The 15,982-nt window shown below is 72.4% G+C and carries 15 protein-coding genes; 5 read left to right on the forward strand and 10 right to left on the reverse strand.

What is annotated here, in order from left to right; genetic code table 11:
• Window positions 1–3 precede the first annotated feature (3 nt).
• Entirely contained in the window at window positions 4–738 is a 735-nt protein-coding gene (locus IE153_RS23850; RefSeq protein WP_189591855.1) for a class I SAM-dependent methyltransferase, read from the forward strand.
• 10 nt (window positions 739–748) lie between these two features.
• Here IE153_RS23850 and IE153_RS23855 read toward each other — a convergent pair whose 3' ends face one another.
• On the reverse strand, window positions 749–1,414 hold the full coding sequence (locus IE153_RS23855; protein ID WP_189591856.1) for a chaplin: 666 nt from the start codon (window positions 1,412–1,414) through the stop codon (window positions 749–751).
• A 256-nt stretch (window positions 1,415–1,670) separates the two neighbouring features.
• Between IE153_RS23855 and IE153_RS23860 the strand changes: the two genes are divergently transcribed.
• The 3 genes from IE153_RS23860 to IE153_RS23870 all read left to right on the forward strand — a co-directional run bounded on the left by IE153_RS23860 (window position 1,671) and on the right by IE153_RS23870 (window position 6,124).
• Window positions 1,671–3,242, forward strand: a complete 1,572-nt coding sequence (locus IE153_RS23860; RefSeq protein WP_189591857.1) for an alpha/beta hydrolase — start codon at window positions 1,671–1,673, stop codon at window positions 3,240–3,242.
• 50 nt (window positions 3,243–3,292) lie between these two features.
• Entirely contained in the window at window positions 3,293–4,387 is a 1,095-nt protein-coding gene (locus IE153_RS23865; protein ID WP_189591858.1) for a baeRF3 domain-containing protein, read from the forward strand.
• 330 nt (window positions 4,388–4,717) lie between these two features.
• Window positions 4,718–6,124, forward strand: coding sequence for a PP2C family protein-serine/threonine phosphatase (locus IE153_RS23870; protein WP_189591859.1), 1,407 nt, complete (start codon window positions 4,718–4,720; stop codon window positions 6,122–6,124).
• A gap of 5 nt (window positions 6,125–6,129) precedes the next feature.
• On the opposite strand, the gene IE153_RS23875 is transcribed toward IE153_RS23870, so the two are convergent.
• On the reverse strand, window positions 6,130–7,623 hold the full coding sequence (locus tag IE153_RS23875) for a DNA-binding protein NsdB (protein WP_189591860.1): 1,494 nt from the start codon (window positions 7,621–7,623) through the stop codon (window positions 6,130–6,132).
• A 232-nt stretch (window positions 7,624–7,855) separates the two neighbouring features.
• Here IE153_RS23875 and IE153_RS23880 point away from each other — a divergent pair, with 232 nt between their 5' ends.
• Window positions 7,856–8,995 carry an aminoglycoside phosphotransferase family protein gene (locus IE153_RS23880; protein WP_189591861.1) on the forward strand — a complete coding sequence of 380 codons (1,140 nt, stop codon included), beginning with the start codon at window positions 7,856–7,858 and terminating at the stop codon, window positions 8,993–8,995.
• Window positions 8,996–9,065: 70 nt separating this feature from the next.
• Here IE153_RS23880 and IE153_RS23885 read toward each other — a convergent pair whose 3' ends face one another.
• The 8 genes from IE153_RS23885 to IE153_RS23920 all read right to left on the reverse strand — a co-directional run bounded on the left by IE153_RS23885 (window position 9,066) and on the right by IE153_RS23920 (window position 15,907).
• Complete coding sequence (locus IE153_RS23885) at window positions 9,066–9,563, reverse strand: glycosyltransferase family protein (protein WP_142166004.1); 498 nt, start codon at window positions 9,561–9,563, stop codon at window positions 9,066–9,068.
• A gap of 117 nt (window positions 9,564–9,680) precedes the next feature.
• Window positions 9,681–10,355: a CGNR zinc finger domain-containing protein gene (locus IE153_RS23890; protein WP_189591862.1), complete on the reverse strand. Its 675-nt coding sequence runs from the start codon at window positions 10,353–10,355 to the stop codon at window positions 9,681–9,683.
• 40 nt (window positions 10,356–10,395) lie between these two features.
• A complete protein-coding gene (locus IE153_RS23895; RefSeq protein WP_189591863.1) occupies window positions 10,396–11,298 on the reverse strand; it encodes a universal stress protein in 903 nt (300 codons plus the stop codon).
• 163 nt (window positions 11,299–11,461) lie between these two features.
• The gene (locus tag IE153_RS23900; RefSeq protein ID WP_031141375.1) at window positions 11,462–11,704 is read right to left on the reverse strand and encodes a DUF397 domain-containing protein; all 243 of its coding nucleotides are present in this window, start codon (window positions 11,702–11,704) and stop codon (window positions 11,462–11,464) included.
• A gap of 82 nt (window positions 11,705–11,786) precedes the next feature.
• Window positions 11,787–12,953, reverse strand: a complete 1,167-nt coding sequence (locus IE153_RS23905) for a thiolase family protein (RefSeq protein WP_189591864.1) — start codon at window positions 12,951–12,953, stop codon at window positions 11,787–11,789.
• Complete coding sequence (locus IE153_RS23910; RefSeq protein WP_189591865.1) at window positions 12,950–14,014, reverse strand: thiolase family protein; 1,065 nt, start codon at window positions 14,012–14,014, stop codon at window positions 12,950–12,952. The genes IE153_RS23905 and IE153_RS23910 overlap by 4 nt, the downstream gene beginning before the upstream one ends.
• Window positions 14,011–14,952 (reverse strand): Zn-ribbon domain-containing OB-fold protein, encoded by a 942-nt coding sequence (locus IE153_RS23915; RefSeq protein ID WP_189591866.1) that lies wholly within the window; start codon window positions 14,950–14,952, stop codon window positions 14,011–14,013. The genes IE153_RS23910 and IE153_RS23915 overlap by 4 nt, the downstream gene beginning before the upstream one ends.
• A gap of 154 nt (window positions 14,953–15,106) precedes the next feature.
• Window positions 15,107–15,907, reverse strand: a complete 801-nt coding sequence (locus IE153_RS23920) for a crotonase/enoyl-CoA hydratase family protein (protein WP_189591867.1) — start codon at window positions 15,905–15,907, stop codon at window positions 15,107–15,109.
• Window positions 15,908–15,982 lie beyond the last annotated feature (75 nt).

Below are 15,982 nucleotides of genomic sequence, written 5' to 3' on the forward strand. Positions count from 1 at the left end.
GCCATGACGACGCACAACGACGATGTGGACTGGGACCGCTGGCCGGTCGCCGACTACCTCGCGGAGAACTACCGCGAAGTGCACGCCTCGGACGCGGCGGTCATCGCGCACCACTCCGGGTTCTACCGGGGCCTGCCACCCGGCGGGATCGCCCGCTCGGTGGAGTTCGGCGCGGGCCCCAACCTGTACCCGCTGATGCTCGCGTCCGCCGCCTGCCGCAGGATCGACGCCGTGGAGGCCGGAGCGGGCAACGTCTCCTACCTCGAGGACCAGATCTGTCACCGGCTGGACGCGAGCTGGCTGCCCTTCCACGAGCTGTGCCGGCGGCTCAACCCCGAGGTGCCCGCGACGCTGGCCGGTGCGCTGGCCCCGGTGCACATCGTGCACGCCGACGTCCGGGAGCTGCCGCCGGGCGCGTACGAACTGGCCTCCATGCACTTCGTAGCCGAGAGCGTGACGGAGGACTTCGCCGAGTTCGCCGACCTCTGCCGCACCTTCGTCCGCACCGCCCGGCCGGGCGGCCACCTGGTCGCCGCGTTCATGGAGAACATGCCGACGTACCGCATCGGACCCGCCTCCCGCTGGCCGGGCTGTCCGGTGAGCCCGGCGACCGTCACGGAGGTCTTCACGCCCCTGACCCGGGACCTGGACGTGACCCACATCGACATGGACCCGACCCTGCCGGACTACGGGGACTCGGGGATGGTGCTGCTCACAGGGGTGGCTGAGGCGGTGTAGCCCGTGCGGGTCAGCCGTCCGCCCCGGGACGGAACCTCCGGCGCAGCACCACTCCCCCGGCGACCAGCGCCGCGCTCGCCGCGACGGCCTGGAGGGTGTGGTCCGTGCCCGTGTGCGCCAAGGCGCCCCTGGCGTGCGGGGCGGTGCGCGGGGCGGGTTCGGGGGCCGGGTTCGGCCGGGGTGGCGGGCTCGGCTTCGGGACCGGCTTCGGTGGGTGCTGGGGGCGCACAGGGCGCTGGTCGCCGGGCGTGTTCGAGGACGCGTTGCCGGTGGACGCGTTGCCGATGCCGACCACGTTCACCGAGTTGCCCGTGACGTTGACCGGGAGGTCGACCGGCAGCTGCACGCCGTTGCCGGAGATCACGCCCGGTGAATCCGTTCCGCCGCTCTCGGCGACCGCGCCGCCGGACCGGCCCGGCCGTCCGCCCCGCCCGTCGTCCTGGTTCGCGCAGCTGTTGCCGGCGGCGGGGTTCAGGAGCCCCACCACGTTCACGGTGTTGCCGCACACGTCCACCGGAGCGTGCACCGGCAGCTGGACGGTGTTGCCGGAGACCACCCCGGGCGAACCGGCCGTCGCGCCCTCCGCACCGGAACCGGCGTACGCGGGGACGGTCACGGCCATCGCGCCCGAGGCGGCGGCGACGGCGATCACTCCGTTTCGGGTAACCCTTCTCATGGGACCCCTGCCTTCCAGACATCGTCGCGGGCACTCACCCGCACCGGAGAGAACGCGGGGGATCCGGTGCGAGTTATGGCTTATCCGCCTTTCACCCCATCGAGCGGCCCGGTTGTCGAACTAGCGGTAAAGCCCTTCGTATGCGGGCCCCGGGAGCCCCGCCCGCCCGGAGGCGCTGCTTCCGGGGCCCGCTTATGGTGAGCGAGGGCGCCGATCCCGGTCCGCTGCGGGGCGCCCCGCGTCCCTGGAGGCACCGATGCTGGCCAAGCTGTCCACGCGCCCCTCGATACGGCGCTGCGCGGTCACCGGCACGGCCGGGCTGGCCCTGCTGGGCACGGCACTGCCGGCCGCCGACGACCCGCCGCCCGGCCTCACCCGCTTCTATGACCAGAAGGTCACCTGGTCGAGATGCCCGGGCATGGACATGCCCAAGGACCTCCAGTGCGGGAAGGTCACCGTCCCGCTCGACTACGCCAAGCCGGTCAAGGGGACCCTCGACATCGCCGTCGCCCGCTACCGGGCCACCGGCAAGTCCCGGGGCTCGCTCCTGCTGAACTTCGGCGGCCCCGGCGGCCAGGGCGTGGCCCAACTCGCCATGGGCGGCAAGGACTTCATGGGCCTGACGAACGGCTACGACGTCGTCTCCTTCGACCCCCGCGGCGTCGGCCGCTCCTCGCCCGTCAGCTGCGGAAACGCCTCGGAGAGCGCCCTGGACGCGACGGACGGCAACGCCGACGTGACCGACCCCCAGGCCGTGCTCGAAGAGCTGCGGGCGGCGGCCACCGAGTGCACCGAGCACTCGGGCCCGGTCCTGCCCCACATCGGTACGGTCAACGCCGCCCGCGACCTGGACGTCGTGCGGGACGCGCTCGGCGACGACAAGCTCAACTACCTGGGCTTCTCCTACGGGAGCCGGCTCGGCGCGGTGTACGCGGCCCAGTACCCCGAGAACGTCGGCAGGATGGTGCTGGACGGCGTCGACACGCTGACCGAGCCGCTGGCCGACCAGGGCGTGGTGAGCGCCCAGGGGCAGCAGACCGCCCTGGAGAGCTTCCTGACCTGGTGCACCGAGGACATCGCCTGCCCGTTCGGACGGAATCCGCGAGAAGCCCGGGAACACGTCGTGGAGGTGGTCGAGTCGCTCGACAAGGACCCGCTGCCGACCGACTTCGGCGAGGCGTTCACCGGCCAGGACTTCGCGGGCGCCCTCGGGCAGGGCCTCTACAGCAGGGAGCTGTGGCCCTCACTGCAGCGGGCCATCGGCCAGCTCCTCGAGGACGGTGACACGCGCGGCCTGGAGACGTTCCTGTCCGGGGGCTTCACCCTCCCGTCGCGGCGCGGCCCGCACGCCGGACTCACCGACCCGGCCGACGTGCCCCTCGACAACCTGCCGGCGGCGCTCATGGCGGTCAACTGCGCGGACGATCCCGACCGCCCCGCCGCCGCGCAGGTCACCGAGGACCTCGGCCGGCTGCGCGCCCGCTACGAGCAGGCGTCACCGGTCTTCGGCCGCTACCGGCTCACCCAGGTGCTGATGTGCTACGGCCGCCCCAAGGGCACCGACTACATCCGCGACGACGTCAAGGACGTCGACACGCCGAGGATGCTGCTCGTCGGCACCCGGGGCGACCCGGCCACGCCCTACCGCTGGACGACGGAGACCGCCAAGCGGCTCGGCTCGTCGGCCGTGGTGCTCGACAACCGGGGCGAGGGCCACACCGGCTACGGCTCGTCCAAGTGCGTGCACAGCAAGGTCGACGCCTTCCTGCTGTACGGAACCCTCCCGCCGGACGGCAGCTCCTGTGGCTCCGACCGCGACGACGAGTGAGATCGATTGCCCCAAATGCCCTAATGGCGAATTCGCTCTATCGTTCTGTCATGGAGAGCGTTCTGAGTCCCGCGACCCTTGCCGAGCTGCGGCGCCCGCGCCCCTACCCCGCGGTCTCCGTGCTGACGCCGACACACCGGCGCGATCCCTACAACGCCCAGGACCAGGTCCGGCTGCGCAACGTGGTGGCCGAGGCCAAGAGGCAACTGGAAGCCGATCCGGCCGTCACCCGCGAACGACGCACCGAGGTCGCCGGGCACCTCGACCGGGCCCTGTCCGAGGTCGACCTGACCCACGCCGAGGACGGCCTGGCGATCTTCGCCGCCCCGGGCGAGCACCAGGTGTGGTCACTGGCCAGACCCGTACCCGAACGCGTGGTGCTCTCGGACACCTTCCTCACCCGCAACCTGGTGTCCGCACAGACGGCCGGGCGCCCCATCTGGGTCCTGTCGCTCGCCGCGGACCGCGCCACCCTGTGGAACGGCGGCGTCGACCGGGTCACCGAGGCCCGCGTCGGCGGCTTCCCGCTGAACCGGCGCGTGGAGAACTTCGACCCGGAGCGGCAACAGCGGATCGGCGACACCCCGAGCGCGTTCCGTGAGGAACGCACCCGCCAGTTCCTCCGCGAGGCCGACACCGCGATGAACGCCGTACTGCGCGACCACCCCAGAAAGCTGTACGTCACCGGTGAACCGGCCGCCCTCTCCCTGCTGGACGAGGTCGGCGGCACCGCCCGCAGCGCCGTGCACATTCCGCACGGCGGACTCGCGCACGGGACCCCCGAGGTCGTGTGGCAGGCCGTGCGCCCGGTCGTCGAGGCGGAGGCCCGCAGAAGCACGGACGCCGTGACCCACGCCCTTGAAACGGCCCGCGGGCGGCGGGAGTTCGCCGCGGGCGTCGACGAGCTGTGGCAGAGCGCCCGGGACGGCCGCGTCCGGCTGCTGGCCGTCGAGGAGAACTACCGCGTGACGGTCCGCGACGCCGGGGACCATCTGATCCTCGCCGAGAGCGACGATCTCGACTCCCGCGAGGACATCGTGGACGAGATCGTCGAGCAGTGCCTGGAGACCGGCGCCGACGTCCGCTTCGTACCGGACGGGACCCTCGGGGAGGCGGACGGCATGGCCGGGGTGCTGCGGTACTGACCGAGCACCGGCCGGTCTCCCCCGGTGGCTCGCGACGGCCCTGGAGCCTCCTGCGCAACGGGGCTCGAACACAGGGCCGTCGAACACCCGGAGCAACCCGACGCCACCGTCCCGACGGATCGTCAAATGCCCTGTGTAATCTACGACTTGGATCTCCGGGTGGCGCACTCCGCAGCTACCTCGGAGTAACTCCGCGAGACGGTGGCATATGCCAGAAGCACCACCGTATCGTGTGTCGCCGAATCCCTTACAGGGCGTCGCGGGCTGTGCAACAGTCGTAACGGTCCCTCCGTCCGCCTTGGTCGTACCGTCCCCGCATCGGAGTGCGTCATGCCGTCCCACCTCTCCGCGGACCGTCCAGCCGCCCAGCCGCCCGGACGGGGCTCGGTCGACGCGCTCATATCGCAGACGCGGCGGCTCAAGGTCGACGTGGACGCGGTGCGCCGCGACGCCGCGGGAGAAGGTTCGGACCCACCGCGCGAACGCTGGCAGCGCGCCCTGTACGACCTCGCCCTGCACCAGCTCAGCGACCTCGACGAGCACCTGGCCCAGCTGCGGGACGGCCCCCTGCCCACGGCAGCCCCGGAACCTCCCGCCCCCTCACAGGGCTCCCTGCTCAGCCGGGTCGGCAGCGCCGAGTGGAACCTGCTGACGGACGAGGCCCGTTGGTCCGGGGAGCTCTACCAGATCCTGGGCCGCGACCCGGCCGCTCCCCCGCTCACCCTCGACGAACTGCCGTCGCTGGTGGTGGACGAGGACCGGCCGAAGTTGACGGCGATGGTCACCAACTGCCTGGTCGACGCCCGTCCCATCGACGGCGAGTTCCGCATCGCCCGCCGGGGCGGCGACGTACGGACCGTGCACATGATGGGCGAACCGGTGCTCGACACCGACGGCAGCGCCGCCTCGATGTGGGCCGTGTTGCGCGACGTCAGCGAACTGCGCCGCAGCCAGCGGGTGGTGAGCGAGACCCGTGACTCGCTCCACCACCGGCAGGAGGCCGCGCGGAGCGAGCACCGGCTCGCGGTCGAGCTGCAGGAGGCCGTGCTGCCGCCGTGGCGCGGCTCCCTGCGACTCCCGCACCGAGGCCCCAGGACCCTCGACCTCGCGTCCCGGCACCTGCCGGCGTCCGCGCACACGATGATCGGCGGCGACTGGTACGACGCGCTCGAACTGACCGACGGCGAAACGCTCCTCAGCGTCGGTGATCTCACCGGCCAGGGGGTCGGCGTCACATCGAACATGACCATGCTGCTCGGTGCCGTACGCGGCATGGCCATGGCCGGTGCCCAGCCGGGGCAGTTGATGGCCTGGCTGAACCAGTTACTCGACGCCACCGTGCAACCCGCCCTGGGCAGCGCCGTCTGCTGCCGCTACCGGCCCGCCACCCGCACCCTGGTCTGGGCGCAGGCCGGACACCCCGCCCCGCTGCTGTTCCGCGACGGGACGGGGCGCGCGCTGAACGCACCGGACGGCGTCCTGCTCGGCGCCACCTCGGGCGCCGTCTACGGGCAGGCCGAAGAGACGCTCCAGGTGGGCGACCTACTGCTCCTGCACACCGACGGGCTGGTACCCGGGCACACCGGGTCGGCGGCCGCGAACCTCCTCCTCGGCCTGGCACCGCGCCTGGCCGGGAACCGCACCGCGGAGGACTGCGTACGGACCGTGGTCGAGGAGTTCGGTGCGAGCGAGCGCGAGGACAACGCCTGTGTGCTCGCCGCCAGGGTCATGTCTTAGGAATCTCAGGCCTGTGCGCGGTTGCCGCCCCGGCCCTTCGTCCTCGGCAGGGCGAGCTTGATCTCCTCCCTCAGCTCCTGGATCTTCGGGTAACCCGAGTACTCCGCGGTGAGCCGGTACATCTGGCGGAGCCGGTCCCAGGTGCGGTGGGAGGAGTTGGACCCCATCGACACCAGGGCCAGTCGCGCGTACCGGTCCGCCTGCTCGGGGTCGTCGGCGATGAAGCAGGCCGACGCCATCGACAGGTAGTCGAAGATCTTCGACCGCTGCCGGCCGTCGACCCGCAGGGCGAGGGCCTTTTCCGCGTAGTGCTGGGCATGGGCGGCCGCGCCCGGCTCGAACTCGGCGAGCGTACGGTAGGCCAGGGCCTGCATCCCGTAGAGGTCCTCCTCCTTGAAGGTCTGCATCCAGTCCGGCGGCGCCACGTCGGCCTTGTCGGAGACGAACAGGTCCTCCGCCCGCCCGAGTGTGCGGCGCATCGCCTGGCCCTTGCCCATGGCGGCCTGGGCCCAGGCCTCGATGGTGTAGAGCATCGCCCGGGTGCGGGGCAACACCTCGTCACCGGAGCCGGAGGTGGCGAGCTTCATCAGGTCCAGGGCGTCGTCCGGCCTGCCCAGGTGCACCATCTGGCGGGCCGCGCGGGACAGTGCCTCGCCCGCGCGGGGCCGGTCCCCGCCCTCTCTGGCCGCGTGCGCGGCGATGACGAAGTACTTCTGGGCCGTGGGCTCCAGGCCGACGTCGTGCGACATCCAGCCCGCGAGGACGGCGAGGTTGGCGGCGACGCCCCACAGGCGCCGCTGGAGATGGGGTGGGTGACGGTAGGCCAGCATGCCGCCCACCTCGTTGAGCTGGCCCACCACGGCCTTGCGCTGGAGCCCGCCGCCGCGGGCCGCGTCCCAGGCGCGGAACACCTCGACCGAGCGCTCCAGTTCCTCGATCTCCTGCGACCCGATGGGGGCGGCCTCGTAACGGTCGAACCCAGCGGGGTCGGCGTGCAGGGGGTGGTCGAGGTCGGGGGCGTCGGCAGCCAGGGAAGGGTCGGAGTGCAGCCAGTCGTACATGGCGTTACTGAGTGCGGATCCCGCGGCGAGCGCGGCGCCCGCGCCCACCAAGCCGCGTCGGTTGAGCATGAGGTCCATTCCCGTGAATTCGGTGAGGACCGCAGCAGTCCGCTCGGGCGCCCACGGCACACCGTCGGGAGCATCGGCGCTCCCGCCGCCCTGCCGTTTCCCCGCGCGCCCGTGCCGGACCAGACCGAGGTCCTCGATGGTCACGACACGGCCGAGACGCTCGGTGAACAGAGCCGCCAGCACCCGCGGCACCGGATCGCGCGGGATCTCTCCCGTGTCGATCCACCGCCGCACCCGGGAGGTGTCGGTCGACAGCTGGGGATGGCCCATGGCCGCCGCCTGCCGGTTGACCAGCCTCGCGAGTTCGCCCTTGGACCAGCCGGCCAGGCCGAACAGGTCCGAGAGCCGGGTGTTGGGTTGTCCGCTCACGTCAAGCCCCCAGGTTCTCGGCTGAGTTGACAGTAGCCCGGGGAGACTTGCCGGGCGACTATTCGCCAGGGTTCGCCAGGGTGCGCCAGATGGTGTGCCACCGGCCATCCGGTGTCAGGTAGGAACGCGCCACCCCGACCCGGTAGCCGGGGACACTCCCCAGGGTTCCCCCGGGCGTCCGGGCCGGGTGGTGCGCTGTCGTCGCAGGCACACGAAGGGATCTGTTTCGCCCATGTACACAGCATCGTCCTCCGTGTCCGCACCGCCCCGGTCGCTGCACCCGCGTCCCACGGACAGCGGCCCCTACCTCGCCCCCGCGCGGCCGGCGGCCCCCGTGCTCGGTGCGGGCAGGGCTCGGCGCGGCGCGGTCCTCGGCACCCAACCGCTCAGCGGGAGACTCGACTTGTCCGGCCCCCAGGGCACGCAGCTGCGCACGGCGATCGCCTCCGTGCACCGCATCTGCCCGGAGTTCGCCCCGGTGCAGGTCCTGCGCCGCAACGGACGGTCCGTGCTTTTGGTCGGCACGACCGGTCGCAGCACGGCTGTCGCCAAGTGTTTACTGGACCACTCCCCCGCCTGGTCCGAGCGGATCCGCCACGAGATAGCGGCATACCGCTCGTTCGTCCGGCACCGCCCACCCGTGCGGGCGCCGAGGCTGATCGCGGCGGACCCGGACAACTGCACCCTGGTGATCGAGCGGATGCCCGGCCGGGTGGCGGCGCTCCAGCGGCACCCGGCCGAGGCTCCGCCCCGGGCGGACATCAGAGCGGCACTCGGCGCGATCTGCCGGCTCAACGCCTGGCGGCCGCCGGCGGGCACGTTCGACGCCCCGCTCGACTACGCGGCCCGCATCTCCCGGTACCACGAGCTGGGCCTGCTCACCGACCGGGACCTGGGCGACCTGCAGAAGCTGCTGCACGGCATCGCACAGGCGGCCGGGCGGCAGGGCATGGGCCAGTTCTGCCACGGCGACGCGCTGTTGTCGAACATTCTCCTGTCACCGGCCGGTCCAGTGCTGGTGGATTGGGAGCATGCGGGCTGGTACCTGCCGGGTTACGACCTGGCGACGCTGTGGTCGGTGCTCGGGGACGCACCGGTCGCTCGTCGTCAGATCAGCCAGATCGCGCAGTCGGCGGGGCCGGCGTCCAGGGATGCCTTCCTGGTGAACCTGATGCTGGTGCTGACCCGTGAGATCCGTACCTACGAGACGGCCGTGCAGCGTTCGATGCACGACGCGACCCCGGCGGCACCGGGCACGGCCCACCCGGGTGCTGCGCCGACCGGCGAGGAGCAGAGGCTGCTGCTGCGGCGGCTGCACGACGACTGCCAGTTGGCCCGGCGCGCCGTGCGCGCGGCGGTCGGCACTCGCTGACGGGGACGGAAGGGCCGCTGGACACCTGATCTGGTGTCCAGCGGCCCTTCCGTGTGTGATCGGTTCCGGCTCAGCCCTGCTGGAAGAGTTCCGCCGGGAGCGGTTTGAGGAGGGCGTAGAGGTCGTCCGTGATGGGACGGTCCCAGGCGGCGATGGTCACCAGGACGTTGTCACTGCGGTCGAACTGCACGCAGGAGATCCGGCTCTCGGAGAGCTTGACGCGGCGCACGATCAGAAGGTTGTCCCCCTGCATCACCGGTACGTCCTCGGTGCTGACGACGGTGACCTCCTCGTCGTTCTCCAGCGCCAGCAGCAGCTGGGCCACCTCGAAGGGGACCTGGCCCTCTTCGACCTCGCGGGCAGGGGAGCCCTCCGGCAGATTGCCGATGATCATCGCGGGGCCTCGGCCGCCGAACAGGTCGTAGCGCAGGAAGACGCCCTGGCAGGTCCCGTCGGGCGCGGGCAGCAGTCCCGCACCGAGGTTGCCGGGCCAGTCGCCCGGGTCCATGGCCAGTACGTCGAAGTCGGGCCCGGCGGGAGTGGCGCTGCGGCGGCGGAGGAACGACATGTCGCCCATGGTACGTGGCCCGGCCTGCGAAGTGCGGGGCGGGCGGCGGACCGGGTGGGCCGGGTTGCCGTCCTGTGGCGGGGTGGTGTCGGGCCACCCGGACGGTACCGGCCGGGTCTACGCCGTCGCCTTGTGCCGCTGGTGGTGGCGGGCCACCCGGGCGCGGTTGCCGCAGGAGGGCTTGCACCACTCCTGGCGCGGGTGCTCCTTGAGGAAGTACCGCACGCAGCGCGGCGCGTGGCAGGCCCGCAGCCGGTCACGGTCGGGACCGGCCAGGAACGCGATCACGGCGTGGGCGAGGGCCGCGGTCAGGCCGTCGGCTGTGCGGACGGGTTGGTGGTGAACGAGCGGGGTGGCCCCTTCGGGCCAGTCCAGGACCGGCACGATCGGGGTGCGGGCCGCCGCTTCGTTCAGGTGCCGCACCGCTTCCTCCCAGGGCATGAGCCGGGCCGCGTCCGCGGGGCTCGGTTCGGCGGGACGGACGGCCCGGGCGAAGAGCGCGCGGACGGCGGCCCGCAGCTCGCGGACGGCGGCGAGCTGCGCGGCGTCGGCGGTGGATCCGCCACCGGCGCCCTCGGCCGACCGCGGTGCCGTGCCGGTGGCGGAGTCCTCGCGGTGATCGCAGGCCCGGTCGGTCGCGGTGCCCGGCAGGAGCTCGGGGTGTGCCCGGACCCACTCGGCCAGGCCTGCCGGGTCGGTCAGGTCGTCGGTGACGCCGCCGTTGCCGTCGTGGCGGATGGTGAGGGCCAGGTCCAGGGCGAGCCGGGCGTCCCTGCTGATCGGTTCCCGCATGCGGCTAATGATAGGCCCGACCGGATCCATTACGGCCGGGTCAGTCCTCCGCGGGCGACGGCGGGATCACGGCGACGGGGCCGGCGGCGTGCAGCAGTACGGCGTGGGTGACCGAGCCCATCATGCGGACGGGTGAGAGCAGACGCCTCCGGTGCCGGCCCACCACGACGAGGTCGGCGTCCCGGGAGGCCGCGACGAGATGACCGGCCGCGTCGCCCGCCGCCGGGACCAGCTCGACCGGGACGTCCGGGTGCCGGTCGCGGTACGGGGCGAGGAAGCCGTCGGCGAGGACGCGGGTCTCGTCCTCGATGACGTCCTGGTCGACGATCGTCGGAGGCATCTCCCCGGGCATCATCCAGGGCTGCGCGGGCCACGGGTAGGCGGCGACCGCCTGGAGCCGGGCGCCACGCCGGGTGGCCTCGGCAAAGGCGAACTCGAGCGTGGCCTCGTCGGGGCCGTCCACCTTCAGGCCGACGACCACGGGTGAGCCGGGGCCGCCCGGTGCCTCGCCGTGGACCTCGCGTCCGGGCCGGGGCACCACGACGACCGGGCACTCGGCGTCGCGGGCGGCGGCCATGCTGTTCGAGCCGAGCACCAGGCTGGCGAAGCCGCCGCGGCCCCGGGAGCCGAGCACCAGCAGCTGGGCGCCGGAGCCCAGCTCGGGCAGGACCGCACCGGCCGCGCCCACCAGGCCCACGTACTCCGTGTCCGGCTGGTCGGGGCGGCCCTCCAGATGGGTGCGGACCTGGTCGAGTACGGAGTCGTCCTGCGGGTCCGCGGGCCCGGCGGCGAGCACCTCGGGCTGTACCCAGTGGGCGTACTGGCGTACGTGCGCCACGCGCAGGGGTGCCGCGCGCCGACGAGCGGCGTCGACGGCCCACTCCAGGGCGCGCAGGCTGTCGTCCGAACCGTCGACCGCCGCGACGACAGGCAGGGTGCTCATGGGGTCCTCACCTCCGGGATTCGACCGTCCCCTCCCGGGGGCCAGCCTGACTCAGGCGGTGGCTCCGGGAAGATGCCTCAGGTCGCGTGTCCGGAAATGCGGGCGGAACACCCCCCGGATCGGCCGTCGGATCCCGGCCGTCCGGAACGGGTCGTCCCCGCCCTCAGGTGAGGTCGAACTCTCCTTCCCGCGCTCCCGACACGAACGCGCCCCACTCGGCGGGCGTGAAGATCAGCGAAGGGCTCTCCGGGCGGGCACTGTTCCGCATGGCGATGAAGCCTTCCACGAAGGCGATCTGGACATCCCCCCGCCCTTGGCTGCTGGACTGCCACTGTGCGTTGGTGAGGTCCAGCTCCGGCTTGTCCCAGCCCGTGAGCGGGCGCTGCTGGGTGGTGGTCTCGGCCACGTCCGTGCTCCTCCCGGTTCGTCGTCCGCGGCCAGCCTAGCGATCGTGTCCCACAGCCAACAGGGCACGTGAGGCGGACCTTTCAGGAGTCCGGGGGCCGGTCGCCCACCAGCCACATGGAGAAGAACTGCGATCCGCCGCCGTAGGCGTGTCCGAGGACCCTGCGAGCCCCGTCCACCTGGTGTTCTCCGGCCTGCCCGCGCACCTGGAGGGCGGCTTCCGCGAAGCGGATCATGCCGGAGGCGCCGATGGGGTTGGTGGACAGCACGCCGCCCGACATGTTGACGGGCAGGTCCCCGTCCAGTTCGGTCACACCCGCCTCGGTGAGTTTCCAGCCCTCGCCCTCGCCGGCGAAGCCGAGGTTCTCCAGCCACATGGGCTCGTACCAGGAGAACGGCACGTAGATCTCGGCGCCGTCGATCTCGCGGCGGGGGTCGGTGATCCCGGCCTGCCGGTAGACGTCGGCGGCGCAGTCCTGCCCGGCCTGCGGGGAGACGAAGTCCTTGCCGGCGAAGAGGGTCGGTTCGCTGCGCATCGCGCCGCCGAGCATCCAGGCGGGCGGGCGCGGAGCCCGGGCGGCTCCGGCGCGGTCGGTGAGGATCATGGCGCAGGCGCCGTCGGAGGAGGGGCAGGTCTCCGAGTAGCGGATCGGGTCCCACAGCATGGGCGAGGCCATGACCTTGTCGAGGGTGATGTCGTGTTCGTGCAGGTGGGCGTAGGGGTTCTTGAGCGCGTTGCGGCGGTCCTTGTAGGCGACGAGGGCGCCGACCGTCTCGGGCGCTCCGCTGCGGCGCATGTAGGCGCGGATGTGCGGTGCGAAGAATCCGCCGGCGCCGGCGAGCAGGGGCTGCTGGAAGGGGATCGGCAGGGACAGGCCCCACATGGCGTTGGACTCGGACTGCTTTTCGAAGGCGAGGGTGAGGACGGTGGTGTGGACGCGGGCCGCGACGAGGTTCGCCGCGACGAGTGCGGTGGAGCCGCCGACCGAGCCGGCGGTGTGCACGCGGAGCATGGGTTTGCCGACGGCGCCGAGGGCGTCGGCGAGGTAGAGCTCCGGCATCATGACGCCCTCGAAGAAGTCGGGGGCCTTGCCGATCACGACGGCGTCGATGTCGGCCCAGGTCAGCTCGGCGTCCCGGAGCGCTCGCCGGGCCGCTTCCCGGACCAGTCCGGCGAGGGAGACGTCCCGGCGTGCGGCGACGTGCCTGGTCTGGCCGATGCCGACGACGGCCACGGGCTCCTTGCTCATCGGGGTTCCCCTTCGAGTACGGCGACCAGGTTCTGCTGGAGGCAGGGGCCGGAGGTGGCGTGGGCGAGGGCGCGGTCGGACGCGCCGTGGTGGATGCGGGCGGCGGCCTCGCCGATGCGGATCAGGCCGGTGGCCATGATCGGGTTGGCGGCGAGGGCTCCGCCGGAGGGGTTCACGTCCACGTCCTCGCCCAGCCGGAGGGCCTTGCGCAGGACGATCTCCTGTGCGGTGAAGGGTGCGTGCAGTTCGGCGGTGTCGACGGGCCGTTCGAAGGCTCCGGCCCGTTCGGCGGCCAGGCGGGTGGACGGCGAGTCGGTCAGGTCGCGCACGCCGAGGCCGTGTGCCTCGATGCGGTGGTCGATGCCGCGGATCCAGGCGGGACGTGCGCACCGTTCACGGGCCCGGTCCCCCGCCGCGAGGATCACGGCGGCGGCGCCGTCGCCGATGGGCGAACAATCGCCGGTGCGCAGGGGCTGTACGAGGTGGTCGCCCTGCGGCACGGGGCCGCGCAGTTGTGCGTGGGGGTTGGTGGTCGCCGCCGCGCGGTTGCGGGAGGCGACGGCGGCAAGGGCGGGTTCGTCGGTGTCGCCGGCGTCGATGAGGGCCTGTGCCTGGAGGGCGGCGAGTGCCACGGAGTCGGGCCAGAGAGGCGCCACGTAGTAGGGGTCGAGCTGGCGGGTCAGGACGTCGCGGACGGAGCCGGGCGAGGACTTGCCGTACGCGTAGACCAGGGCGGTGTCGGCGTCGCCGGTGAGGAGTTTCGTCCATGCCTCGTACAGGGCCCAGGCGCCGTCCATCTCGACGTGCGACTCGGAGATCGGGGGCCAGGCGCCGACACCGTCGAGGGCGAGGGTGAAGGAGAAGGCGCGACCGGCGAGGTAGTCGCTGGAGCCGGAGCAGGTGAAGTCGATGTCGGCGGTCTTCAGGCCGGTGGAGTCGAGGACCTCGTGCAGCACCGGCATCAGCATCTCCACCTCGGAGAGCTCGTCGCTGGTACGCCGGTGGACGGTCTGGGCGAAGGCGACGACGGCGATCTCGCGGTCCCGCGGTGCGCTCGTCACAGCAGCTCCTTGTAGGTGTCGTAGTCCGCGTCGGGTTCACCGGTGGGCCGGTAGTGGTCGGGGTAGCGGGCGCCGTCGGTCCACACGGGCTCGACGCGCAGGCCCATGCGGACCTCGTCGTAGGGGATGCCGCCGATCCGGCCGTGCAGCGCCAGGCCGGCGCCGTCGAGGGCGATGTGGGCGTAGACGTAGGGCACCTCGATGTCGAGGTTCTTCGCCTTGATGTTGACGATGCAGAACGTGGTCACGGTGCCGCGCGGGCCGACCTCGACCTGTTCGGATGTCGCCACTCCGCAGGTGGGGCAGGCGCCCCTCGGGGGGACGTACACCTTGCGGCAGGACGGGCAGCGCTCGCCCATGGTGCGCCGGCCGGAGAGGGCGTTGATGTAGGCGGTCTGGGCGCGGCCGGGCGAGTAGGTGTAGTCGAGGCGGGCGGCTGCGACGATGCCGGTGACGGGGGCCTCGAACTCGCCGGTGTGGCCCGCCGGTTCGGCCCGGCGGCCGTCGTAGGGCTCGAAGCAGGCGATGTCGGTGATGGCGCCGGTGCGTTCGCCGGCCCAGCGGATGCGGACCGGCATGCCGGTGTGCACGGCGGCGGGGCCGGGGGCGTCGAGGGCGTGGAGGAGGGCGGTGTCGGCGCCGTCGAGGCGGACCAGGACCCAGGCGAAGGGGGTGGTGAGGGGCTGGCCGCGGCGGGGGGCGGGGTTCCAGGCCCAGGTGGTGACCGTACCGGTCGGGGCGACTTCGACCAGGTCGTGGAGTTCCTCGGCGGTGACGGGGTCGTACTCGACGGGCGGGACGAGGGTGCGGCCGTCGCCGGTGCGGACGCCGAGGACGACACGTTCGCGCAGGCCGGTCAGGAACGCGCTCTGGACGGGCCCGAGGGAGCGGGTGAAGGGAAATTCGACGACGAGCGGCGCCTTGAGAACTGCGGACATCGAGGGCCTGCCTCCTTCGAGATCGGCGTGCACGGGGCGCGCCCCCTCAGGGGCGCGGGGAACTGCGCGCTCGGCCACCGACGACCCGCAGCTCTGAACCGGCCACCTCCGGCGCAGCGCCACGCGCGCTTGCAGACCGGTGGTCGCGCAACGCCTACGTGCGCTTGTAGACGGCAGGTCGCTTCTCCGCGAAGGCGCGGGCGCCTTCCTTGGCGTCGGCGGTGTCGAAGACCGGCCAGCCGCGGGTGAGTTCGGCGGCGAGGCCGTCCTGTTCGGTCATCTCGGCGGTCTCGTAGACCGAGGCCTTGACGGCTTCCACGGCCAGTGGGCCGCAGGCGTTGATCTGCTCGGCGATCTCCAGCGCTTTGTCCAGCGCGGTGCCGTCGGGGACGACGTGGCCGACCAGGCCGATGGCGGCGGCCTCGCGGGCGCTGTAGGGGCGGCCGGTGAGGAGCATCTCCAGGGCGTGGGTGCGCGGGATCTGGCGTTGCAGGCGGACGGTGGAGCCGCCGATGGGGAACAGGCCGCGCTTCACCTCGAAGAGGCCGAAGGTCGCGGACTCCGCGGCGACGCGGATGTCGGTGCCCTGGAGCATCTCGGTGCCACCCGCGACGCAGTACCCCTCGACGGCGGCGATCACCGGCTTGCGCGGGCGGTGATGGCGCAGCATCGCCTTCCAGTGCAGGTCGGGGTCGGCCTTGAGCCGGTCGCGGTACTCCTCGCCGGCCATGCCGTTCCCGGCGAGGGCCTTGAGGTCCATGCCGGAGCAGAACGAGCCGCCCGCACCGGTGAAGACGACCGAGCGGACGGAGTCGTCGGCGTCGGCCTCCAGCCATCCGTCGTAGAGGCCGACGAGCATCGGCAGTGAGAGCGCGTTCCTGGCTTCCGGCCGGTTGAGCGTGAGCACCAGTGTGGCGCCTTCGCGCTGCACGGTGAGGTGTTCCGTCCCATCCATGGCGAACTCCCCTCTCATGGAACGAGAACAGGTTGCAGTAGGGCGGGTGGCACTTCAAGGGTTTTCTGACAGACA

This window comes from Streptomyces massasporeus, from assembly GCF_014648995.1.
GTDB classification, from domain to species: Bacteria; Actinomycetota; Actinomycetes; order Streptomycetales; family Streptomycetaceae; genus Streptomyces; species Streptomyces massasporeus.